This is a genomic window from Streptomyces sp. AK02-01A (assembly GCF_033795305.1).
GTDB lineage: Bacteria > Actinomycetota > Actinomycetes > Streptomycetales > Streptomycetaceae > Streptomyces.
Genome location: NZ_JARBAE010000007.1, coordinates 36,920 through 57,633, shown reverse-complemented (window position 1 = coordinate 57,633; position 20,714 = coordinate 36,920). Strand labels below are relative to the sequence as shown.

At 70.8% G+C, this 20,714-nt stretch carries 19 protein-coding genes; 10 read left to right on the top strand and 9 right to left on the bottom strand.

The window, feature by feature from the left end; translation table 11 throughout:
* Positions 1-189: 189 nt before the first annotated feature.
* From folK to PV679_RS09830, 5 genes are all read right to left on the bottom strand, one after another.
* Positions 190-786, bottom strand: a complete 597-nt coding sequence (gene folK, locus PV679_RS09850; RefSeq protein WP_319679725.1) for a 2-amino-4-hydroxy-6-hydroxymethyldihydropteridine diphosphokinase — start codon at positions 784-786, stop codon at positions 190-192.
* Positions 783-1,142, bottom strand: coding sequence for a dihydroneopterin aldolase (folB, locus tag PV679_RS09845; protein ID WP_319679724.1), 360 nt, complete (start codon positions 1,140-1,142; stop codon positions 783-785). The genes folK and folB overlap by 4 nt, the downstream gene beginning before the upstream one ends.
* 178 nt (positions 1,143-1,320) lie before the next feature.
* Positions 1,321-1,779: a nuclear transport factor 2 family protein gene (locus PV679_RS09840; protein ID WP_319679723.1), complete on the bottom strand. Its 459-nt coding sequence runs from the start codon at positions 1,777-1,779 to the stop codon at positions 1,321-1,323.
* Positions 1,776-2,639, bottom strand: coding sequence for a dihydropteroate synthase (folP, locus tag PV679_RS09835; RefSeq protein ID WP_319679722.1), 864 nt, complete (start codon positions 2,637-2,639; stop codon positions 1,776-1,778). The genes PV679_RS09840 and folP overlap by 4 nt, the downstream gene beginning before the upstream one ends.
* Before the next feature lie 130 nt (positions 2,640-2,769).
* Positions 2,770-4,659, bottom strand: a complete 1,890-nt coding sequence (locus PV679_RS09830; protein ID WP_319679721.1) for a phosphatidylglycerol lysyltransferase domain-containing protein — start codon at positions 4,657-4,659, stop codon at positions 2,770-2,772.
* Positions 4,660-4,806: 147 nt separating this feature from the next.
* Between PV679_RS09830 and PV679_RS09825 the strand changes: the two genes are divergently transcribed.
* Positions 4,807-5,919: an alpha/beta hydrolase gene (locus PV679_RS09825; RefSeq protein ID WP_319679720.1), complete on the top strand. Its 1,113-nt coding sequence runs from the start codon at positions 4,807-4,809 to the stop codon at positions 5,917-5,919.
* On the opposite strand, the gene PV679_RS09820 is transcribed toward PV679_RS09825, so the two are convergent.
* Positions 5,912-7,078: a betaine/proline/choline family ABC transporter ATP-binding protein gene (locus tag PV679_RS09820; protein ID WP_319679719.1), complete on the bottom strand. Its 1,167-nt coding sequence runs from the start codon at positions 7,076-7,078 to the stop codon at positions 5,912-5,914. The two genes, PV679_RS09825 and PV679_RS09820, sit on opposite strands and share 8 nt — an antisense overlap.
* Positions 7,079-7,231: 153 nt before the next feature.
* On the opposite strand from PV679_RS09820, the gene PV679_RS09815 reads away from it, so the two are divergent.
* From PV679_RS09815 to PV679_RS09800, 4 genes are all read left to right on the top strand, one after another.
* Positions 7,232-7,975, top strand: a complete 744-nt coding sequence (locus PV679_RS09815) for an ABC transporter permease (protein WP_319679718.1) — start codon at positions 7,232-7,234, stop codon at positions 7,973-7,975.
* Positions 7,976-7,977: 2 nt separating this feature from the next.
* Positions 7,978-8,769, top strand: coding sequence for an ABC transporter permease (locus PV679_RS09810; RefSeq protein ID WP_319679717.1), 792 nt, complete (start codon positions 7,978-7,980; stop codon positions 8,767-8,769).
* Between the two features lie 40 nt (positions 8,770-8,809).
* The gene (locus tag PV679_RS09805) at positions 8,810-9,793 is read left to right on the top strand and encodes an ABC transporter substrate-binding protein (protein WP_319679716.1); all 984 of its coding nucleotides are present in this window, start codon (positions 8,810-8,812) and stop codon (positions 9,791-9,793) included.
* Between the two features lie 163 nt (positions 9,794-9,956).
* The gene (locus PV679_RS09800) at positions 9,957-11,027 is read left to right on the top strand and encodes a hypothetical protein (RefSeq protein ID WP_319679715.1); all 1,071 of its coding nucleotides are present in this window, start codon (positions 9,957-9,959) and stop codon (positions 11,025-11,027) included.
* A gap of 105 nt (positions 11,028-11,132) precedes the next feature.
* On the opposite strand, the gene PV679_RS09795 is transcribed toward PV679_RS09800, so the two are convergent.
* Positions 11,133-12,284, bottom strand: coding sequence for an NADH-quinone oxidoreductase subunit D (locus PV679_RS09795; RefSeq protein ID WP_319679714.1), 1,152 nt, complete (start codon positions 12,282-12,284; stop codon positions 11,133-11,135).
* A complete protein-coding gene (locus PV679_RS09790; protein ID WP_416069685.1) occupies positions 12,281-13,381 on the bottom strand; it encodes an SAM-dependent methyltransferase in 1,101 nt (366 codons plus the stop codon). Before PV679_RS09790 ends, PV679_RS09795 begins: the two co-directional genes overlap by 4 nt.
* A 96-nt stretch (positions 13,382-13,477) precedes the next feature.
* Between PV679_RS09790 and PV679_RS09785 the strand changes: the two genes are divergently transcribed.
* Both PV679_RS09785 and PV679_RS09780 read left to right on the top strand, forming a co-directional pair.
* Complete coding sequence (locus PV679_RS09785; RefSeq protein WP_319679713.1) at positions 13,478-14,677, top strand: sensor histidine kinase; 1,200 nt, start codon at positions 13,478-13,480, stop codon at positions 14,675-14,677.
* Positions 14,678-14,752: 75 nt separating this feature from the next.
* Positions 14,753-15,424 (top strand): response regulator transcription factor, encoded by a 672-nt coding sequence (locus tag PV679_RS09780; protein WP_319679712.1) that lies wholly within the window; start codon positions 14,753-14,755, stop codon positions 15,422-15,424.
* Positions 15,425-15,464: 40 nt separating this feature from the next.
* Here PV679_RS09780 and PV679_RS09775 read toward each other — a convergent pair whose 3' ends face one another.
* Positions 15,465-16,676 carry a threonine aldolase family protein gene (locus tag PV679_RS09775; RefSeq protein WP_319679711.1) on the bottom strand — a complete coding sequence of 404 codons (1,212 nt, stop codon included), beginning with the start codon at positions 16,674-16,676 and terminating at the stop codon, positions 15,465-15,467.
* A gap of 78 nt (positions 16,677-16,754) precedes the next feature.
* Between PV679_RS09775 and PV679_RS09770 the strand changes: the two genes are divergently transcribed.
* The 3 genes from PV679_RS09770 to PV679_RS09760 all read left to right on the top strand — a co-directional run bounded on the left by PV679_RS09770 (position 16,755) and on the right by PV679_RS09760 (position 20,714).
* Positions 16,755-17,756: a Rossmann-like and DUF2520 domain-containing protein gene (locus tag PV679_RS09770; protein ID WP_416069684.1), complete on the top strand. Its 1,002-nt coding sequence runs from the start codon at positions 16,755-16,757 to the stop codon at positions 17,754-17,756.
* A 157-nt stretch (positions 17,757-17,913) separates the two neighbouring features.
* Complete coding sequence (gene panC / locus PV679_RS09765) at positions 17,914-18,939, top strand: pantoate--beta-alanine ligase (RefSeq protein WP_319679709.1); 1,026 nt, start codon at positions 17,914-17,916, stop codon at positions 18,937-18,939.
* Positions 18,936-20,714, top strand: a complete 1,779-nt coding sequence (locus tag PV679_RS09760) for an L-aspartate oxidase (protein ID WP_319679708.1) — start codon at positions 18,936-18,938, stop codon at positions 20,712-20,714. Before panC ends, PV679_RS09760 begins: the two co-directional genes overlap by 4 nt.

Below are 20,714 nucleotides of genomic sequence, written 5' to 3'. Positions count from 1 at the left end.
AAGCCGCCCTTCGCCTCGCTGTACCGGCCGGCGCCGTACCGACGTGTGCTGTATCTGTATCGATTTGTCCTGCGTCATCTCTGCGTGCCGCGTCAATCCGTGCCGGGTGGACCTCTGCCGCGTCAGTCCGTATCGCGCGGGCCGGCCGGCGCGTCACAGCGCTCCGTACCGACCCGCAGAGCCTAACGACTACTCGGGCAGGCGGAGTTCCAGGTCGCCCCGTGGGTGGACACCGCCCTGGCCGACATCCGCCAGCAGCTCGGCGACGGGGCCGTGGCCCGGCACCTGGGCCTCCGGATCGACGTCGTGCCACGGAGCGAGTACGAAGGCGCGCTGATGGGCCCGGGGGTGAGGAAGGGTGAGGAGCGGGTCGTCCGAGACGACATCCGCGTACGCCAGGATGTCGACGTCGATGGTGCGCGGTCCCCAGCGCTCGTCGCGGACCCGGTGGAAGGCCTCCTCGATGGCCTGGCCGCGCTCCAGCAGCGAGGACGGCGGCAGCGTCGTCTTGATCACGACGACCGCGTTGAAGTACGACGGCTGGGTGCCGGGTTCGACGCCCCAGGGCTCGGTCTCGTACACCGGAGAGACAGCCTTGACGCGCAGGCCCGGCGTGTCCTCCAGAGCGTCGATGGCGCCCTGGAGCGTCTCCAGCCGGTTGCCGAGATTGGAACCGAGGGAGACCACGGCCCGTTGAGGGTTGGAGAGTGTGACATCCGCCGCGTCCACCTGCGCGACCACGGAGGCGGGCACCGGCTGGACGGTCGGGTCGCTCTGTGTGTTCATACTCGGCTCCGGGTGATGGTGATGGTCACATCGTCGAAGGGCACGGTGATCGGGGCGTCGGGTTTGTGGACGATCACCTCGACCTCGTGGACGCCGTCGTGCTTCAGGCATTGCTGGGCGATGCGTTCCGCCAGCGTTTCGATGAGATCGACGGGCTCTCCCTGGACGACCTCCACGACCTCCTCGGCCACGATCCCGTAATGCACGGTCTTCGCCAGGTCGTCGGCGGCGGCCGCGGGGCGGGTGTCGAGGCCGAGCACCAGATCGACGATGAAGGTCTGACCCTCCTCGCGCTCCCGGGGGAAGACGCCATGGTGCCCGCGGGCCTTGAGGCCGCGCAGCGCGACACGATCCACGCGAATCACTCCTGCTGTCGTTGGTCGTCGGGGCAAACGGCTGCCAACGGGCGGCACGGTGCCCTCTCCGAATCTACCTGCGGGCTCCGGCGGTGCTCTCCTGTGGGGGCCATGGGGGGTGACGCCGCTGGTAGCCGCCCCTACCCCGGCGCTCCGCGAAACAATCCACCTCGGCCGCTCACTCGGGTGTCTCGTCGTCCGGTTCCTCGGCGGTTTCGGCCAGTACGGGTGAACCGTGGTGCGACCAGAGTTTCCAGCCCTCCGGCGTGCGCCGGAACACATTGCTGGCGACCACGAGCTGGCCGACCAGCGGCCCCAGCTCACCGCCGTCCTCGGCCGGCCCGCCGCTGAGGATGTTCTCCGTGCAGGTCACCAGGGCGGTGTCGGCGGAGACGGACACCACCACATCGGTGAGAAAGAACTGGATGTACTCGGTGTTCGCCATGATCAGGGCGTACGAGCGCAGCACCTCGCCCCGGCCGGTGAGCACGGGCCAGCCGGGATGGACACAGGAGATGCCGGTGTCCTCGCCGTCCAGCCAGAGCCCGGACAGCGCGTCCAAGTCGCCTTGCTCCACGGCCTCGTAGAAGGTGGTGTTGGCCAGCTCGACCTGCTCATTGTCCGTAAGAGCGGTCACCGGCCGGCGCCCTCGACCGCGCGCGCCACCCGTACCGCGTCCGCAGTCGCCCGTACCTCATGGACCCGGACCGCCCAGGCGCCCTGATGGGCGGTGATCGCGGAGACCGCGGCGGTGGCCGCGTCGCGTTCGCGGGCGGGCGGCGGAGAGCCCTCGCCGCCGGCGAGGACACGGCCGAGGAAGCGTTTGCGGGAGGCGGCGACCAGCAGCGGGCGGCCCAGGTCACGCAGCTCGGCCAGGTGGGCGAGGAGCGCGAGGTCGTGTTCGGCCTGCTTGGCGAAGCCGAGGCCCGGGTCGATGACCAGGCGCTCGGGCGCGATGCCGCCGGCGACCACGGCGTCCATCCGCTCGCGCAGCTCGGCGACGACCTCCGCGACGACGTCCGTGTAGACCGCGCGGCTGTTCATCTCCTGGCTGAAGCCGCGCCAGTGCATCACCACGAACGGCACCTCGGCGGCGGCGACCGTGGGCACCATGGCCGGATCGGCGAGGCCGCCGCTGACGTCGTTGACCAGGACGGCGCCGGCCGCGACCGCGCGCTCGGCGACGGAGGCGCGCATGGTGTCGACGGAGACCGTGACGCCTTCGGCCACCAGCCCTCGCACGACCGGTACGACCCGCCTCAGCTCCTCGTCCTCGTCGACCCGGGAGGCACCCGGACGAGTGGACTCGCCGCCGACGTCGACCAGGTCGGCGCCTTCGGTGACCAGATCGAGGCCGTGTTTGACGGCGGCGGTGGTGTCGAACCAGCGGCCGCCGTCGGAGAAGGAGTCGGGCGTCACATTGACGACGCCCATGACCGCGCACCGGTCCCACTCCGGCAGGCCCTCGACCGTGCCGCGTCCACGCAACGTACTCATACGCCCACCCTAAGGGCTGTCCCGCGATCCCCGGCGGGCGCGCGACGACGGCCACGGCGCCTCGCCGCGTCGTCGGAACGCCCGGATACATCCTGTGCGCGAGCGCCTCTGCGCCGTGCGATGCGGGCGATCAGTACACCTGGGCGGTACGGACCTCGCGCTCTCCGGTGGACCTGCCTCCGTGCGCGCACGGACGCGGCCGGCGGGCCGGCCCGACGCGAGGCAGGGACATCGTCACGAAGCCTTCCGCCCGCATCGCCGCGTAGCCGATCCGGGGCAGTTCGCGGGGGCTCCGGAAGACCACGTAACGCGGCTCCCAGCGTGGCCGGAACTTGGCGTTGAAGCGGTACAGCGATTCGATCTGGAACCAGCGGGAGAGGAACACCAGCAGGCCCCGCCAGCAGCGCAGCACCGGCCCCGCGCCCAGCCGTTCACCGCGGGCGAGGGCCGAGCGGAATATCGCGAAGTTGAGCGAGACCCGCTCCACGCCCAGTCCGGGAGCGGCGCTCAGCGCGGCGACGATCAGCAGCTCGTTCATGCCGGGGTCGGCGGAGCGGTCGCGGCGCATCAGATCGAGCGACATGCCGTCCGGGCCCCATGGGACGAAGTGGAGGACGGCCTTCAGGTCGCCGTACGGGCCGGGCGCGTCCTCGCCGGGCCTGTGCGCGGTGGCGATCACGGAGTCGCCGTCGGCCGGGTCGCCGATCCGGCCGAGGGCCATGGAGAAGCCCCGTTCCGTATCGGTGCCGCGCCAGTCGGCGGCGGCCCGCCGGATCAGTTCCAGCTCGGCCCCGGAGAGGTCACGGACGCGCCTTACCCGTGTTTCGTAGCCACCGCGCTCGATGCGCTTCACCATCTGGCGTACGTTTCGCATGGCGCGTCCGTGCAGGGAGAAATCCGGCACATCCACCACCGCCTCGTCACCCAGCTCCAGCGCGTCGAGTCCCGTCTCACGCGTCCAGACCTCGCCGCCGGTCTCGCTGCAGCCCATCACGGCCGGGGTCCAGGAATGAGCCGTGGCCTCGTCCATGAACCGTTCGATGGCGCCCGGCCAGGCCTCGACATCGCCGATGGGGTCGCCGCTGGCGAGCATCACCCCGGCGACGACGCGGTAGCAGACGGCCGCCTTGCCACTGGGAGAGAAGACGACGCCCTTGTCGCGGCGGAGTGCGAAATGGCCGAGGGAGTCACGGCCGCCGTGCCGGGCCAGCAGAGCGCGCAGCCGCCGCTCGTCCTCCTCGGTGAGGCGAGCCGCCGGGTGTTCGGGCCGCAGGGCGAGATAGATGGTGGTGAGGGCGGTGAGCAGGCCGAGCGCGCCGAGGGAGTAGCCGACGATGCCGTCGGCGCTGCCGCTGTAGCCGACGGGTCCGGCGATGCCGAAGAGGCCGTACAGCACATGTTCGAGCCGGTCCGTCAGACCGGGGCTGCCGACGGTGCGGTGCGGATGCGCGCTGACGATGACCAGGCCGAGACCGATGGATCCCGCGCCCATCAGGACGAAGTTCGCCAGGGCCTTCCAGCGGCTGCGCGGATCGGGCAGGGCCGCGAACTCTCCGCGATGGCGCAGCAGAAGAGCGAGCAGGACGGCCGAGAGTACGGCGCCGAGGAGCGAGTGCCGGTAGCCGAACTGCGCCACGGCGCCCGCCGGCAGCAGGACGACGGCCGCGCGCCAGGCGCGGCGTTTACGGCGTTTGAGGCCATGGGCGAGCAAGAGCAGCAGGACACCCGCGCTCAGCGAGAGCGCGGCGGCGAAGGGACCGAGCGCTCCCGGCAGCACCTCGGCGAAGCTGTGCATCCGGCTGTGCCGGAAGCGGGGAAAGACGCCGGCGGCGATGTCGATCAGACCGATGAGGGTGCAGGCGGTGCCGACCAGTGAAGGGACGGATTCGGCGCGGGGGCCGTGGAACAGACGCTGTGTCCGGAGGAGCAGACGGCGTGTCAGCCGGACCTGGGGTATTCCCGGGAGCAGCGGCGGAACTGGAACCGATGCCGATTTATCCCCATCTAGCGTCACAGACATCGCTTCCCGTGGCTCGGTGAGAGATCGTGGTGCCCGAGTCCGCTTCTTCTTCTCGGCTCCGGACATTTTGCGATCTCTAGGACGGGGCTTTCGAGAAGTGGGTTCCTCAGCCTGCAGGAAAATCTCACGGGAGAAAACTCGGTCGACATGGGTCTTACCAGTCGTAAAGTCCTGGCCTTGGTTGTACTGCTGGCCGCGCTGCTGTTCTTCGCCACCATCTGGTTGTGGCCGCGGCTGTCCCGGCGTACGTCACGCGCGGTGTTCGGCCGGGTCGGCCTGTTGTTCGCCACCCAACTGGCCGTCTTCGCCGCGGTCGGCCTCGCCGCCAACCACTCGTTTCTCTTCTACGGTTCCTGGGCCGATCTCTTCGGCCGGCAGCAGGATCTCGGCGCGGTCATGGATCACTCGACGGTCGGCAGACAGCTCAAGATCGTGGAGAAGCAGCGGTCGCCGGTGCCGGGCGGTTCGCGGCCGATGGCCGGAGGCCAGATCCAGAAGGTCGTCGTCGGCGGCCGGAAGTCGGGGATCGACAGCACCGCGTTCGTCTATCTGCCGCCCGAGTACTTCCGGCCGGAGTACGCGCGCAAGACCTTCCCGGCCTCCGTGGTGCTCACCGGTTATCCGGGCACGGCGGAGAACCTGATCACGGGTCTCCGCTATCCGAAGACGGCCTGGGAACTCTCCAAGCAGGGCAGGATGCAGCCGATGATCCTGGTGATGCTCAGGCCCACCGTGGTGCCGCCGCGGGACACCGAGTGCGTGGACGTCCCTGGTGGCCCGCAGACCGAGACCTTCTTCGCCAAGGACCTGCCCAGTGCGGTGTCAGGGGCGTACCGGGTCGGAGTGGCGCCGCGGAACTGGGGCTTCATCGGCAACTCCACCGGCGGTTACTGCGCGCTGAAGATCGCCCTGCACCATCCGGACCGGTTCTCGGCGGCCGCCGGGCTCTCCGCGTACTACAAGGCCGCCGTCGATCCGACGACCGGCGATCTCTTCCACGGCAACCGCGAGCTGCGGAACCGGGCCGATCTGATGTGGAGTCTGGACCATCTGCCACAGGGCACGTCGTCCCTCCTCGTGACCAGTTCCAGGAAGGGCGAGGGGAATCTCAAGGCCACGCAGAAGTTCATCGACAAGGTGAAGGCGCCCGCGAAGGTGTCCTCGATCATCCTGGACAGCGGCGGGCACAACTTCAACACCTGGCGACGGGAGGTCTCTCCGGTCCTGGAGTGGATGGGTGGGCGACTCCGGCCTAACTGACCTGGCTGATGGTCTTCAGTTCGACCTCGGTACGGGGAATGGCCTGGGCGTCCGCGTCGATCGACCGGCGCAGCGCCTCGTGCAGCCGGGCCGGCGTGAGGACGCCGAGGAACCGCCCGGTCTCTTCCTTGTCGATGACCGCGATCCAGCCGGCGTCGTGCTGGAGCATCGTGGCGAACGCCTGCTTGAGGGAGGCACCGACGGGCAGCCACGCCTCCATCCGGCGGGCGTGTTCGCGTACGGTCCCCGACGAAGCGGTCTGCTCGGTGGAGATCCATCCGTGCAGATTGTCCTTGGAGTCCAGGACGACGGCCCAGCGCGCGCCCCTCTCGGCGAGCTTCGCCGCGGCGTTCCGCAGCGGGTCGTCGAGATGCAGGACGGGCGGCTGTTCGAGGTCGCCTTCCTCGATGGGAGTGACGGAGAGCCGCTTGAGGCCGCGGTCGGCGCCGACGAAGTCGGCGACATACGGAGTGGCCGGGGCGCCGAGCACGGCGGCCGGGGCGTCGAACTGTTCGATCGTGCCCTGCCCGTAGACGGCGATCCGGTCGCCGAGGCGGACGGCTTCCTCGATGTCGTGCGTGACGAACAGCACAGTCTTGCGGACCGCCGCCTGGAGCTTGAGGAACTCGCTCTGGAGATGGTCGCGTACGACGGGGTCGACCGCGCCGAAGGGCTCGTCCATGAGCAGCACGGGCGGGTCGGCGGCCAGGGCGCGGGCCACACCGACGCGCTGGCGCTGGCCGCCGGAGAGCTGCTCGGGATAGCGGTCGCCGTAGACGGACGGGTCGAGGCCGACCAGGTCGAGCAGTTCGGCGGCGCGCTCCCGGCCCTTGCGTCGCTGCCAGCCGAGGAGGTGCGGGACGGTCGCGGTGTTCTCCAGGACCGTTTTGTGTGGGAAAAGTCCTACTTGCTGGATGACGTAGCCGATACGGCGCCGGAGCTGGACCGGATCGACGGCGGAAATGTCTTCGCCGTCGAGGAATATTCGTCCGCCGGTTGGCTCGATCAGGCGGTTGACCATTTTCATGGTGGTGGTCTTGCCGCAGCCGGACGGTCCGACGAGCGTGACCAGTTCGCCCTGGGACACCTCGAAGGAGAGGTCGTCGACAGCGGTCGTGCCGTCCGGGTAGCGCTTGGTGACATGCTCGAATCGGATCATGATTCCCCATTGTGGGCCGTGTTGTGTGAAGGCCATGTTGCTGGAATGTGGCGGGCTTCCGCGAATGTCAGTGGTCGGGGTTAGGGTCGCGAGGCAAGGTTTCAGACACGAGTTCCAGACATACGTTCGGGAAGACGGGGGAGGCGGGGACGGATGAACACGCGAGGTTGCCTGGCGGCGAACGACTGGATCTGCGGGGAATACCTCCGCTCCCGGGGCCAGGAGCTGACCGACGCCACGATCCAGCATGTGTGGATCACCGCGCTCTCGGTCGCCATCGGGCTGCTGGTCGCTTTTCCGCTGGCACTGCTGGCGCGGAGCAGGCCCTCTTTCGCCGGGCCGGTGCTCGGTCTGACGACGCTGCTCTACACGATTCCCTCGCTGGCGATGTTCTCTCTGCTGCTGCCGCTCTTCGGGCTGTCGGCCGGTCTGGTGATCACCGGCCTGGTGCTGTATTCGCTCACCATTCTTGTGCGGAACATCATCGCGGGACTGGAATCCGTGCCGGAGGAGGCACGGGAGGCGGCTCGCGGGATGGGATACGGACCCGGGCGGCTGCTCTGGGAGGTCGAGCTGCCGCTGGCGCTGCCCGCGCTGATGGCCGGCCTGCGGATAGCGACGGTGTCGACGATCGCTCTGACGACGGTCGGTTCGATCGTCGGCCGTGGCGGGCTCGGCAATCTCATCGAGGACGCGCTGCCGAGCTTCTTCAAGGCACAGGTGCTGACGGCTTCCGTGCTGTGTGTCCTGCTGGCGGTCGTCGCGGATCTGCTGCTTCTCGGAGTGCAGCGGCTGCTGACGCCCTGGACCCGAATACGTACGACGCGCACCCCGCGCGGTAAAGCACCCGAGGCCGGTCCGGCCGGCTCGGTTCACCCGGCGAAGGCGGTGGGCTGACCATGGGTGTCCTGGGAGAAGCCTGGAGCTGGCTGACGACCGGTGCCAACTGGTCCGGCGACAGCGGTGTGTGGCACCGGCTCGGAGAGCATGCCTACGTCAGCGGCGTCGCCCTCGCGCTGGCCTGTGCGATCGCGCTGCCGGTGGCCCTCTGGCTGGGACATGTCGGCAAGGGCGGGGCGCTCGCGATCAATATCTCCAATGTGGGCCGGGCGATTCCGGTCTTCGCCGTGCTGGCCCTGTTCATGGTCTCGCCGCTGCGGAACGCGGGCTATGTGCCCACGATCATCGCCCTGGTGCTGTTCGCCGTCCCGCCGCTGCTGACCAATGCCTATGTCGGGATGCGCGGAGTCGACAGCGCGGTGGTGGAGGCCGCCCGGGGAATGGGCATGTCCGGACGGCAGCTTTTCGTACGGGTGGAACTGCCTCTCGCCTATCCGCTGATCATGACCGGGCTCAGGTCGGCCTCCGTACAGGTGGTGGCCACCGCCACGATCGCGGCGATGGTGGGGCAGGGCGGACTGGGCCGGATCATCACCGCCGGCTTCAACACGTACAACACTCCGCAGGTGGTCGCGGGCGCGCTGCTTGTCGCGCTGCTCGCGCTGCTTGTCGAAGGTGTCCTGGTGGCGCTGGACCGGCTGATCGATCCGGCTCCGTCCGTCGCCTCAGGACCCTCGGGACCGTCCGGTGCCACTGATGTCACCGATGTGTCCGATGCTTCCGGTGCCATCGACGCCTCCGGCGCCGGGAACTCCTCCGGCGGCAGGCCCTCCTCCCGTACGACCGTGTGACGACCGACCTCTTTCCGTCCTCTTGGAGATGGTGAACCTCATGAGCAAGACCTCGCGCATCGCGGGTGCGGTACTCGGAGCGGTGGCTCTGACCGCTTCGCTCGCCGCGTGCGGCGGCGACAGCCTGGAGAAGGACAAGGGCGGCTCCGCCGCCGCCGCGTCCGGCTCCGGCTCCGGCTCCGGCGACAAGGGCACGCTGGTCATCGGCGCGGCGGCCTTCACGGAGTCCAAGGTGCTGGCGGAGCTGTACTCCCAGATCCTGGGCGACGCCGGATACTCGACGTCCGTCACCACGGTGAAGAACCGTGAGCTGTACGAACCCTCCCTGGAGAAGGGTGAGATCGACGTCGTACCGGAATACGCGGCGACGATCACGGAATTCCTCAATGCCAAGGTGAACGGCGCCGCCGCGAAGCCCGTCGCGTCCAGTGACGCGGCCGCGACGGTCGACGAGTTGAAGAAGCTCGCCGAGCCGCGCGGGCTGAAGGTGCTGCCGGTCGGCCAGGCCGTCGACCAGAATGCCTTCGCGGTCACCAAGGAATTCGCGGAGAAGAACAACCTCAAGACGCTTTCGGATCTTGGTGCTTCGAAGATCAAGGTCAAGATCGCGGCCGGTGACGAGTGCGAGGTGCGGCCGTTCTGCGTGCCGGGCCTGAAGAAGACCTACGGCATCAATGTGACGGGCATCGACCCCAAGGGCGTCGGCACCCCGCAGGCCAAGCAGGCCGTCAAGGACGGTGTGGACCAGGTGGTCCTCAGCACCACGACCGACGGCACGCTGGACAGCTTCGGACTCGTCGTGCTCGAAGACGACAAGAAGCTCCAGAACGCCGACAACGTACTGCCGGTGGTCAATGCCAAGGACGCCGGTTCGCAGGAGATAGCCGATGTCCTGGGCAAGCTGACCGACGCCCTGACAACGGACGATCTCGCGAGGCTGAACCTCAAGGTCGACGCCGAGCGGGCGAAGCCCGAGGACGTCGCGAAGGAGTATCTGGAGTCCAAAGGTCTGGTCAAGAAGTAGCCGTCCGACGGCGTCGGGAGCCTGACAAGACCCTAAGGACACTCAGACAAAGCGGAGTTCCGCAGCGGAACGGGAGAAGAAGGGGAGGGGAGTCGGCAACGGGCCGGGAAAGATTGTCCGACCGGCCCCCCATTTGGCCTCCACGCACGGTAAATTTCAGGCCATGCCACGTGGACGCCACCGCCATTCCCCACCCCTCCACAAGCTTCTGCCGCCGACCTCGGTCGCCGGAGCCGCGGTTCTCTGTGCCGCGGGCGCCTGGGTCTTCACGGATCCCGTGGTGCTCCGCGGTCTGGTCGCCGTGACGGGCGCCGTGGCCGTCACCGGCGCGATCTTCATGCGTAGTTGGGACCGGAGCGCGGGCCGCCGCGTGGCCGAGCTGACGCGCGGGCGCGAGAGCGACCAGTGGCGGACCGAGGAGCGCGTCGCCGAGCTTGAGGCCGATGTCGAGGAGTCGCGCGAGCTGCGCCTCAAGCTTGACGGCAAGCTGCGCGCGAAGCGGGCCGAGCTGGCCGGCCTGCGGGGCGAACACGCCGCGCTGCTGCGGCGGTACGCCACGGCGGAGACGGAGCGGGCGACCGCGCTGGAGGGCCGCCGCCAGCTCGCTCTGGAGGCGGCCGCCGAGCCCAGGGCCCTGACCGCCGCGGGCGGTACGGCCATGGCGTCGGCGTATGCCAGTGCCGCGCGGGCCCTGGACAGCCTGCCGCGCAACGCCGCGGCGCAGCAGGTGAAGCGGACCGTGGAGGCCGCACGCGAGCGTGATCTCGCCGAGCGGGCCGCGGAGGCGGAGGAGCCGCAGGGGAAGCACGCGGCGGCCGCCGGAGGAGAGCAGCACAGCCGTCCGTCGTCCACTCTCCCCGCGACACGGGTGCCCGTCGCGTCCGCGATCGTCCCTTACGCTCCGGAGCGCCGTCCGGTGCGCCGTCCGGAAGGCGGTTTCGACTTCTTCGGTACGCAGGGGGCGCAGACCGCTCAGAAGAGTGCCGAGGACACGCGGGACCAGGACCGGGCCCCGGAGCGGGACAAGGCGAGCACCGACGCCGAAGAGCCCGCGTCCGGCGGCCGGTTGGCCGGCGTGGAACGCGAGGACCTCGCGGACGTGGTCGGGGAGGAAGTCCTCGCCGAGCGCCGCAAGGCCGACGGCCGCGCCGTGGGACAGGTGATCGATCTGACCGTACACGACGAGACCGAGCCGCTCGAACTCGGCGGGCTGCGCGACGCGATCAGTTCCTGACGCGAGCGTTCGCGGGCGGAGGCCGGGCCTCCGCCCGCCGTGTGCCGATATCGCCCACGTACCGATATCGCCCACGTGCCGTTGTCGCCTATGTATCGATATCGCCTATTTATCGATGTCGCCGACAACGAAGAACAGTGATCCCAGGATCGCCACCATGTCGGCGACCTGTGTCCCGGGCAGCAGCTCCGCCAGCGCCTGGATGTTGTTGTACGAGGCCGACCGGAGCTTCAGCCGGTACGGCGTCTTCTCGCCCTTCGAGACCAGGTAGTAGCCGTTGATACCGAGCGGGTTCTCGGTCCACGCGTAGGTGTGGCCCTCCGGCGCCTTCAGCACCTTCGGCAGCCGCTGGTTGATCGGTCCCGGCGGCAGCTCCGCGATCCGGTCCAGACAGGCGTCCGCCAGCGCCAGCGCGTTGTGCGTCTGCTCCAGCAGGCATTCGAAACGCGCCAGACAGTCACCGTCCTCGCGGGTGACGACCGTCAGCGTGTCCCGCAGTTCGCCGTACGCCAGATACGGCTCGTCGCGGCGGAGATCGAAGTCGACTCCGGAGGCGCGGGCGATGGGCCCGGACACGCCGTAGGCATGGACCGCCTCCCGTGACAGCACGCCCACGCCGCGGGTACGGCCCCGGAAGATCTCATTGCCGAGGACCAGCCGGTCGTACACATCCATCCGGGAACGGACCTCGGCGACCGCGTGCCTGGCCCGGCCCTGCCAGCCCGCCGGAAGGTCCTCCTTGAGACCGCCGACCCGGTTGAACATGTAGTGCATCCGGCCGCCGGAGATCTCCTCCATCACGCTCTGCAGCTCCTCGCGCTCCCGGAAGGCGTGGAACACCGGTGTGATACCGCCCAGTTCGAGCGGGTAGGAGCCGAGGAACATCAGATGGTTGAGCACGCGGTTCAACTCGGCGAGCAGCGTCCTGGTCCAGACGGCGCGCTCGGGCACCTCCATGCCGAGCATCCGTTCCACGGCCAGCACCACACCCAGCTCGTTGGAGAACGCCGACAGCCAGTCGTGGCGGTTGGCGAGCATCACGATCTGCCGGTAGTCCCGTGCTTCGAAGAGCTTCTCCGCGCCCCGGTGCATATAGCCGATGACCGGCTCCACCTGCCGGATCACCTCTCCGTCGAGCACCAGACGGAGCCGGAGCACACCGTGCGTGGAGGGATGCTGGGGCCCGATGTTGAGCACCATGTCGGTGCTCTCCGCCGCGCCGCCGATGCCGACCGTCGTCCGGGTGGTCTCCGTCATGGGCGACAGTCTCTCAGAGCGGTACCGAGGTCAGCGCGAGCGGTGCCGGGGTCCCGGTGCGCGCCACCGGGCGCTCCGGGCACCGCGGTGAAGTCCGGCGGCGCGACACCGACGGGCTGCGTCAGCCAGCCGAAGTCGCCGAGCCCGCCGCGAGCCGTCAGCTCACCGGCCTCCCCGGCCGCCGCGAGCGCCCGGACATACGCGGCCGGGTGGGTGGCGGCGAGGGACAGCGGCGGCCGGCCGCCGCTCACTCCCAGCCGGTGCAACGCCTCGCGCTGGACGGTCAGTTCCGCACCGGGCAGCGCGCAGGAGTCCAGCGCCACATGGGAGGTGAGATCACAGCTTCCGTCCGGCACGGGACGCACCTCCCGGCCCGCCCGGAAACCGGTCAGCGTGCCGAAGGGCGGCCGGGCGCCCCGTACATGCGCGTAGTCGACGGCGACCGCGAGCCCGCGCTCCAGGGTCGCGACGGCGGCGGCCCACGCCTCGTCGCGGGGCCGGCCGATCTCCGCTCTGGTGCCCGGCCCGGCGGACGGCCACCAGCGGGCCAGCCACTCCGCGTCCGGCCCGTCCACCGGACCGCCCAGCTCCTCGGAGCCGTCCGGCCGTACGAGGACATACCGCACGACCCCGTCGGGATCCGTCTCGGCGATGTCCACGGGGACGTTGTCCAGCCATTCATTGGCGAAGAGCAGCCCGCTGACGCCGGCCGGCGGCTCCGCGCGCCATTCGATACGCGGGTCGAGACCGGGAGGACGCGAGGCGCGCTCGACGGCGTACGGCCGCACCACCAGCCCGTCCGGCCGCGCGGCCAGGACTCCGGTCAGCAGCTCGCCACGGCCCGCGCCGATGTCCACGAACGCCACCTCGTCCGTCCCGAGCGACCGGGCGGTGCCGGCCAGCAGCCGGGCGACGGCGGTGGCGAAGAGCGGAGAGGCGTGCACCGAGGTACGGAAATGCCCGGCCGGTCCCTCCGGGCGCAGATAGAAACCGCCGGGGCCGTACAGCGCCGCCTCCGCCGCCGGGCGCCACCGGCGCGCGGCGGAGCCCTGCCTTCTACCCCGTGCCTCCGTCGGCCTACACGTCTCATCCGCCACGGCGTCAAGTCTCCACCTTGGGGAGTACGCTTCCGCCGACCGGATCGACCCTCCGGTTGACCCTCCGCCCTTTTCCGCCTCCCTACGCTGGGTTACGTGCAGCTCTTCTACGACTTCCTCCGCCGACACCCGACGGGCGTCGACAGCTTCTGGGCTGTCCTGCTCTTCGGGTTCTCGCTGCTGTGGGCCGTCGAGGAGAACACCGGCGTGGGACCGCGACTGGTGGCCCTGGCCGTCGTCATGCTGCTCAGCCTGTCCGTGGCGCTGCGCCGGCTGGCGCCCGAGAAGACGCTGCTGCTCGTGGTGGCCCTGGGCGCGGCGCAGGTCGCGCTGGACGTCAAGGTCAACCCGGCCGACTTCGCGATGCTGGTCGTCATCTACACCGTGGCCGCGCAGGGCGGACCGCGCTGGGCGTCCCTGCTCGCGCTGATCGGCGGGATGTTCGCCGCGCCGATATCGCAGGTGCGCTGGCCCGTGGACGAGGCCAGCGCCGCGGGCCGGATCTTCTTCACCGTCGTCATGAGCGTGCCGTTCGTGCTCGCGTGGGTGCTGGGCGACTCCATGCGCACCCGCCGTGCCTACTTCAGCCAGCTTGAGGAGCGCGCCACCCGGCTGGAGAAGGAGCGCGAGGCGCAGGCCAAGGTGGCCGTCGCCGCCGAACGCGCCCGGATCGCCCGGGAGCTGCACGATGTCGTCGCGCACAATGTCTCGGTGATGGTGGTGCAGGCGGACGGCGCGGCCTATGTGCTGGACGCCGCGCCGGACCAGGCCAAACAGGCCCTGGAGACCATTTCGAGCACCGGCCGCCAGGCCCTCGCGGAGATGCGCCGGCTGCTCGGCGTACTGCGCACCGGCGACGCCAGGGAGACCGGCGAGTATGTGCCGCAGCCCGATGTCGGTCAGATAGAGGACCTGGTCGAGCAGGTGCGCCGGGCCGGTCTCGCCGTGGACTTCAAGATCGAGGGCACTCCGCGGCCGCTGCCCAGCGGGGTCGAACTCACCGCGTACCGCATCGTGCAGGAGGCCCTCACCAACAGCCGTAAGCACGGCGGTCCGGACGTCGGAGCCAGTGTGCGGCTGGTCTACTTCGACGACGGGCTCGGACTGCTTGTCGAGGACGACGGCCGGGGAGCGTCCCACGAGCTGTACGAGGACGGCGGCGCCGACGGCCGCGGCCATGGGCTCATCGGTATGCGGGAGCGCATCGGCATGGTCGGCGGAACGCTGGACGCCGGGCCGCGGCCCGGCGGCGGCTTCCGGATCAGCGCGCTGCTGCCGCTGAAGCCCGCACACTAGGCCCTGTCTGACACAGGACGGCGCCATTTGTCAGACAGGGCCCATAGCCTTGGCCTACTGGAAGAGGACCCGCAGATGCCGATCCGCGTGATGCTCGTCGACGACCAGGTGCTGCTGCGCACCGGTTTCCGTATGGTGCTGGCCGCGCAGCCGGACATGGAGGTCGTCGCGGAGGCCGGAGACGGCGCGGAGGCGATCGACGCCCTCCGCTCCACCGCCGTGGATGTCGTACTGATGGATGTACGCATGCCCAGGCTCGACGGCGTCGAGGCGACCCGCCGGATCTGTGCCCAGCCCGATCCGCCGAAGGTGCTCATACTCACCACCTTCGATCTGGACGAGTACGCCTTCTCCGGACTCAAGGCCGGCGCCAGCGGATTCATGCTCAAGGATGTGCCGCCGGGCGAGCTGCTGAACGCGATCCGGTCGGTGCACAGCGGTGACGCCGTGGTCGCGCCGTCGACCACACGACGGCTGCTGGACCGCTTCTCCGCCATGCTCCCGACCGGCGGCAAGCCGCGGCACAAGGAGGTCGACCGGCTGACCGAGCGCGAGCGCGAGGTGATGCTGCTGGTCGCCCAGGGTCTGTCGAACGGAGAGATCGCCGGGCGGCTGGTGCTCTCCGAGGCGACCGTGAAGACCCATGTCGGCCGGATCCTCACCAAGCTCGGTCTGCGCGACCGTGTGCAGGTCGTCGTCCTCGCCTATGAGACCGGCCTGGTACGGGCCGGCGGCGGTGGCGGCTGACCGGCCGGACGGCACCGCGACCGCCGGCCGAGGGGCCCGCTCAGGCGCCGGACTCCTGCTCCTCCGCGACCCGGCTCACGAACTCCTCGACCGCCGCCCGGACATCCTTCGCCGTCCACTCCAGGCCCGGTTCCGCCACGGTGACCTCGGTGACCGAGACACCGGGCGGGCCGGAGCCCGAGGCGAACCAGCGGCGGAACAGCGTCACCTTCGTCTCCTCCGACTGCCGGACCGCCGCTTCGTTCAGCACCTCCGGCGCGTACGGCAGCCAGACCTGGAACTGATGGGTGTGCGGCGGTTCCGGATGTACGCGGAACCATGGCACCGCGGACGCCGCGAAGCCCTCGGCGAGCGCCCTCGCCACCACCCGCGCGTGCGCCACGTACGCGGGCAGCCGCGGCAGCTCGCGTTCCAGGCCCAGCAGGGCGGACAGGGCCGCCGGATACTGCTGGAAGAGCTGGCCGCCGTAGCGGTGGCGCCAGACCCGGGCCTCCTCGACCAGCCCGGCCGGGCCGGCGAGCACGGCTCCGGACAGACCGTCGAGAGACTTGTAGAACGACACGTACACGCTGTCCGCGAGGCCCGCGATCTCCGCCAGCGGCCGTCCGAAGTGCGGGACGCACTCCCAGAGGCGCGCGCCGTCGAAGTGCACCACCGCGTCCCGTTCGCGCGCCGCGTCCACGGTCGCCACCAGCTCGTCCCAGGACGGCAGCACAAAGCCCGCGTCCCGGAGCGGCAGCTCCAGCATCAGTGTGCCGAAGGGATCGGCCAGGTCGTGGATCTCCTCGGCGGACGGAAGGCGCGGCTCACCGGTCGGATGAACCGTACGCAGCCCGCTGACGGACGAGAGCGCGCCGCCCTCGTGCACCTCGGGATGGGCGAGCGGATGCAGCGCCACGGTGCTGTTGCCCGTACGCCCCGCCCAGCACCTCAGCGCCACCTGCTGCGCCATCGTGCCGGTCGGGAAGAAGGCCGCGGCCGGGAAGCCGAGCAGCGCGGCGACCCGCCGCTCCAGCGCGGCGACGACCCCGTCCCCGTAGACGTCGGTCCAGTCGGTCAGGTCGTAGACGGATTCCGCGTCCGCCGCGAGAGCGGCCAGCCGCTCGCCCAGCCGGTGATCGGCCGAGGCCCGCCACAACTGCCGCTCGGACGCCCGCCACGCGGCCAGCCGGCGCCGCCGCTCGTCCCGCGCCCGTGCCTTCGCCGTCGTCTCGCCGGACACCTCGGCGACCTGCTCGCTCGTCTCTTCCATGGGCAGATCATCGCCCACCCGCAGTCCGCTGCCCACGGCCTGTGGACAACCTCATAGGGGGCCGGACGCTGGCGTAGCATGGCGGGAAATCGTCCGGTACCCGCCGCGGACTGGAACGGAAGGCCCCGCCGAGTGAACCCAGCATCAGCACAGGAATCCTTCGATCCCCGGGACCGCCCGGCCCGGCTCACCGTCGGTGTCGTCGGAGCCGGTCGTGTGGGGCCCGCGCTGGCCGCGTCCCTCCAGCTCGCCGGGCACCGTCCGGTCGCCGTCTCCGGAGTCTCGGACGCCTCGGTGCGCAGGGCGGCCGCTCTGCTTCCCGACATCCCGCTGGTCACTCCCGCCGAGGTGCTGGCGCGCGCCGATCTGGTCCTGCTGACGGTCCCGGACGACGCTCTGCCCGGCCTGGTCGAGGGGCTCGCCGAGACCGGCGCCGTACGGCCCGGACAGCTCCTGGTGCACACCTCGGGACGTTATGGCGTCAAGGTCCTGGATCCGGCCCTGCGCGCCGGCGCTCTGCCGCTCGCTCTGCACCCCGCCATGACCTTCACCGGGAACTCGGTGGACGTCCAGCGGCTGGCCGGCTGCTCCTTCGGGGTCACCGCGCCGGAGGAGCTGCGCCTCGCCGCGGAGGCGCTGGTCATCGAGATGGGCGGCGAGCCGGAGTGGATCGCGGAGGAATCCCGTCCGCTGTATCACGCGGCTCTGGCCCTGGGCGCGAACCACCTGGTCACGCTGGTGGCGCAGGCGATGGAGCTGCTGCGTACGGCCGGGGTCGCGGCTCCGGACAAAATGCTCGGCCCGCTGCTGGGCGCCGCGCTGGACAATGCGCTGCGCTCCGGCGACGCCGCACTCACCGGGCCCGTCGCACGCGGTGACGCCGGGACGGTCGCCGCGCATGTCGCGGAGTTGCGCGAGCACGCGCCCGGAGCCGTCGCCGGCTACCTCGCGATGGCCCGTACGACCGCGGACCGGGCGCTCGCGTACGGCCTGCTCAAGCCGGAGCTGGCGGCGGACCTGCTCGATGTCCTCGCGGACGCGGACGGCCCCGGGGACATCGGCGCCGGAGGCGGCCGATGACCACGGCCGCGCGCGGGCTCCCGGGAGACGGCGCGCTTCCCGTGGACGGCGCGATCCTTGGAGACAGAGCACCGCATCGCGCGCACCGTCCCGCGCACACAGAGACCGCGCACACCGAGACCGCGCGTCCCGCGCACACAGAGACAGAGACCATCCGATGAGCTTCGAACTCGCCTCCAAACGCGCGGACCTCGACCGCCTCCTGGACCGCCGCGCCAGCCCCGGCCGTACTGCCGTCGTGATGACCATGGGCGCGCTCCACGACGGGCACGCGAGCCTGGTACGGGCGGCCCGCGCTCATGTCGGGCCGACGGGCTTCGTCGTGGTCACCGTCTTCGTCAATCCGCTGCAGTTCGGCGCGGGAGAGGACCTCGACCGCTATCCGCGCACGCTCGAAGCCGATCTGCGGGTGGCGGAGAAGGCGGGCGCCGACGCCGTCTTCGCGCCGTCCGTGGACGAGGTCTATCCCTCCGGCGTCCCTCAGGTCAGGATCGCCGCCGGCCCCATGGGCGAGCGGCTCGAAGGCGCCTCGCGGCCCGGGCACTTCGACGGCATGCTCACCGTCGTCGCCAAGCTGCTGCATCTCACCCGGCCCGACGCGGCCTTCTTCGGCCGCAAGGACGCCCAGCAGCTCGCTCTGATCCGCCGGATGGTCCGCGATCTGAACTTCTCCTGCGCGATCGTCGGCGTACCGACGGTCCGCGAGGAGGACGGTCTCGCGCTCTCCAGCCGCAACCGGTATCTGTCCCAGCCCGAGCGCCGTACCGCGCTCGCCCTCTCCGGCGCGCTGTTCGCGGCCCGCGACCGCCTCGGTGCCCAGCACGCGCTGCGGGCCCGCGCCGAGTCCGAGCCCGTGACCAGCGCCCGCGCCGCCGCGCTGTCCGCTCTCGGCGAGACCCGTGCGGCGGCCGACACCCACGCGGTGGCCGCGGCGGGCGAGCCGGCCGCACCGGCCAGGCCCTGCGGAGCCGACGCCGTACGGGACGCGGCCAGGATCGTCCTCGACGAGGCCGCCCGGTCGGTGCCGCCACTGGCCCTCGACTATCTGGCTCTCGTCGATCCCGCCGACTTCACCGAGGTCACCGACGACCACACCGGCGAGGCGGTCCTCGCTGTCGCCGCGAAAGTCGGCGCCACCCGGCTGATCGACAACATCACCCTGACGTTCGGAGCCCCCAAGTGACCGGAACCGGAATACGGCTGACCGCTCCCGCACCCGGCTGGGCCGTCGACGCCGATGTCGTCGTGGTCGGTTCCGGCGTCGCCGGTCTCACCACGGCCCTGCGCTGCACCGCCGCCGGGCTCCGTACGGTCGTCGTCACCAAGGCCCGGCTCGACGACGGCTCCACCCGCTGGGCGCAGGGCGGGATCGCCGCGGCGCTCGGCGAGGGCGACACCCCGGAGCAGCATCTCGACGACACACTCGTCGCGGGCGCCAGCCTGTGCGACGAGGAGGCGGTCCGCACTCTGGTCACCGAGGGCCCGGCGGCCGTCCGCCGGCTGATCGGCACCGGCGCGCACTTCGACACCGCCGCGACCGGTGAGCTCCAGCTCACCCGGGAGGGCGGCCACCACCGCCGCCGTATCGCGCACGCCGGAGGCGACGCGACCGGCGCCGAGGTCTCCCGCGCCCTGGTCGAAGCGGTGCGGCACGCCGCGCTCAGCACGGTCGAGAACGCGCTGGTCCTGGACCTGCTGACGGATGAGCACGGCCGTACGTCCGGTGTCACGCTCCATGTGATGGGCGAGGGACAGCACGACGGCGTCGGCGCCGTCCACGCTCCCGCGGTGGTCCTCGCCACCGGCGGCATGGGCCAGGTCTTTTCCGCGACGACCAATCCGGCGGTCTCCACCGGTGACGGTGTGGCGCTGGCGATGCGGGCGGGCGCGGAGGTCTCGGACCTGGAGTTCGTGCAGTTCCATCCGACGGTGCTCTTCCTCGGCGCCGGGTCCGAGGGCCAGCAGCCGCTGGTCTCCGAGGCGGTACGCGGCGAGGGCGCCCATCTCGTCGACGCGGACGGCGTCCGTTTCATGCGCGACCAGCACGAACTGGCGGAGCTGGCGCCGCGCGACATCGTCGCCAAGGCGATCACGCGCAGAATGCAGGAGCAGGGCGCCGACCACATGTATCTGGACGCCAGGCACTTCGGCGCGCGGATGTGGGAGGAGCGCTTTCCCACGATCCTGTCCGCCTGCCGCGCGCACGGCATCGACCCGGTCACCGAGCCGATCCCGGTGGCACCGGCCGCTCACTACGCGTCGGGCGGAGTCCGTACGGATCTGCGCGGCCGGACGACCGTGCCGGGGCTGTACGCGTGCGGAGAGGTCGCCTGCACCGGCGTGCACGGCGCGAACCGGCTGGCCTCCAACTCCCTGCTGGAGGGCCTTGTCTTCGCGGAGCGCATCGCGGCGGACATCGCCGCGGATCGCGCGGCGGGTCCGGCGGCGGTGCCGCGCGGCGGTCCGGCGGAGCCCGCCGGCGCCGTCCGGCTGCCGCTCATATCGCCCGACGCGCGCGCCGGCATCCAGCGCATCATGTCCGAGGGCGCCGGGGTGCTCAGATCGGCCCGGAGCCTGGGAGAGGCCGCCCGGGCGCTGGAGGCCGTCCATCTGAACGCCCTTCAGGCCGAGGCCGACGCGGCCAGGGCCACGGGACGGGACGGCGAGGGCCCCGGTAAACCGGCCGTGCCCGGCGTCGACTCCTGGGAGACGTCGAACCTCCTCTGTGTCGCGCGTGTCCTGGTCGCGGCCGCGCTGGAGCGCGAGGAGACCCGGGGCTGCCACTGGCGCGAGGACCGGCCGGAGCGCGACGACGCCGACTGGCGCCGCCATCTCGTCGTCCGTCTGATGCCTGACCGCGGACTGGCGCTCCGCCGTACCGCGACGGCCGCCTTCCCGCCCGTGGACCCCGTACTCGTGAACGTACCCATAGCCGCCGACGCACCCAGGGAGCCTTAA

Bases quoted from the DNA above. Each gene is read 5' to 3' on its own strand.
- PV679_RS09775 (WP_319679711.1), bottom strand. From the start codon at position 16,676: ATGGAAGAGACGAGCGAGCAGGTCGCCGAGGTGTCCGGCGAGACGACG.
- PV679_RS09820 (WP_319679719.1), bottom strand. From the start codon at position 7,078: ATGATCCGATTCGAGCATGTCACCAAGCGCTACCCGGACGGCACGACC.
- PV679_RS09825 (WP_319679720.1), top strand. From the start codon at position 4,807: ATGGGTCTTACCAGTCGTAAAGTCCTGGCCTTGGTTGTACTGCTGGCC.
- PV679_RS09795 (WP_319679714.1), bottom strand. From the start codon at position 12,284: ATGACGGAGACCACCCGGACGACGGTCGGCATCGGCGGCGCGGCGGAG.
- folP (WP_319679722.1), bottom strand. From the start codon at position 2,639: ATGAGTACGTTGCGTGGACGCGGCACGGTCGAGGGCCTGCCGGAGTGG.
- PV679_RS09770 (WP_416069684.1), top strand. From the start codon at position 16,755: ATGGCGGGAAATCGTCCGGTACCCGCCGCGGACTGGAACGGAAGGCCC.
- PV679_RS09810 (WP_319679717.1), top strand. From the start codon at position 7,978: ATGGGTGTCCTGGGAGAAGCCTGGAGCTGGCTGACGACCGGTGCCAAC.
- folK (WP_319679725.1), bottom strand. From the start codon at position 786: ATGAACACACAGAGCGACCCGACCGTCCAGCCGGTGCCCGCCTCCGTG.
- panC (WP_319679709.1), top strand. From the start codon at position 17,914: ATGAGCTTCGAACTCGCCTCCAAACGCGCGGACCTCGACCGCCTCCTG.
- PV679_RS09830 (WP_319679721.1), bottom strand. From the start codon at position 4,659: ATGTCTGTGACGCTAGATGGGGATAAATCGGCATCGGTTCCAGTTCCG.
- PV679_RS09800 (WP_319679715.1), top strand. From the start codon at position 9,957: ATGCCACGTGGACGCCACCGCCATTCCCCACCCCTCCACAAGCTTCTG.
- PV679_RS09815 (WP_319679718.1), top strand. From the start codon at position 7,232: ATGAACACGCGAGGTTGCCTGGCGGCGAACGACTGGATCTGCGGGGAA.
- PV679_RS09805 (WP_319679716.1), top strand. From the start codon at position 8,810: ATGAGCAAGACCTCGCGCATCGCGGGTGCGGTACTCGGAGCGGTGGCT.
- PV679_RS09780 (WP_319679712.1), top strand. From the start codon at position 14,753: ATGCCGATCCGCGTGATGCTCGTCGACGACCAGGTGCTGCTGCGCACC.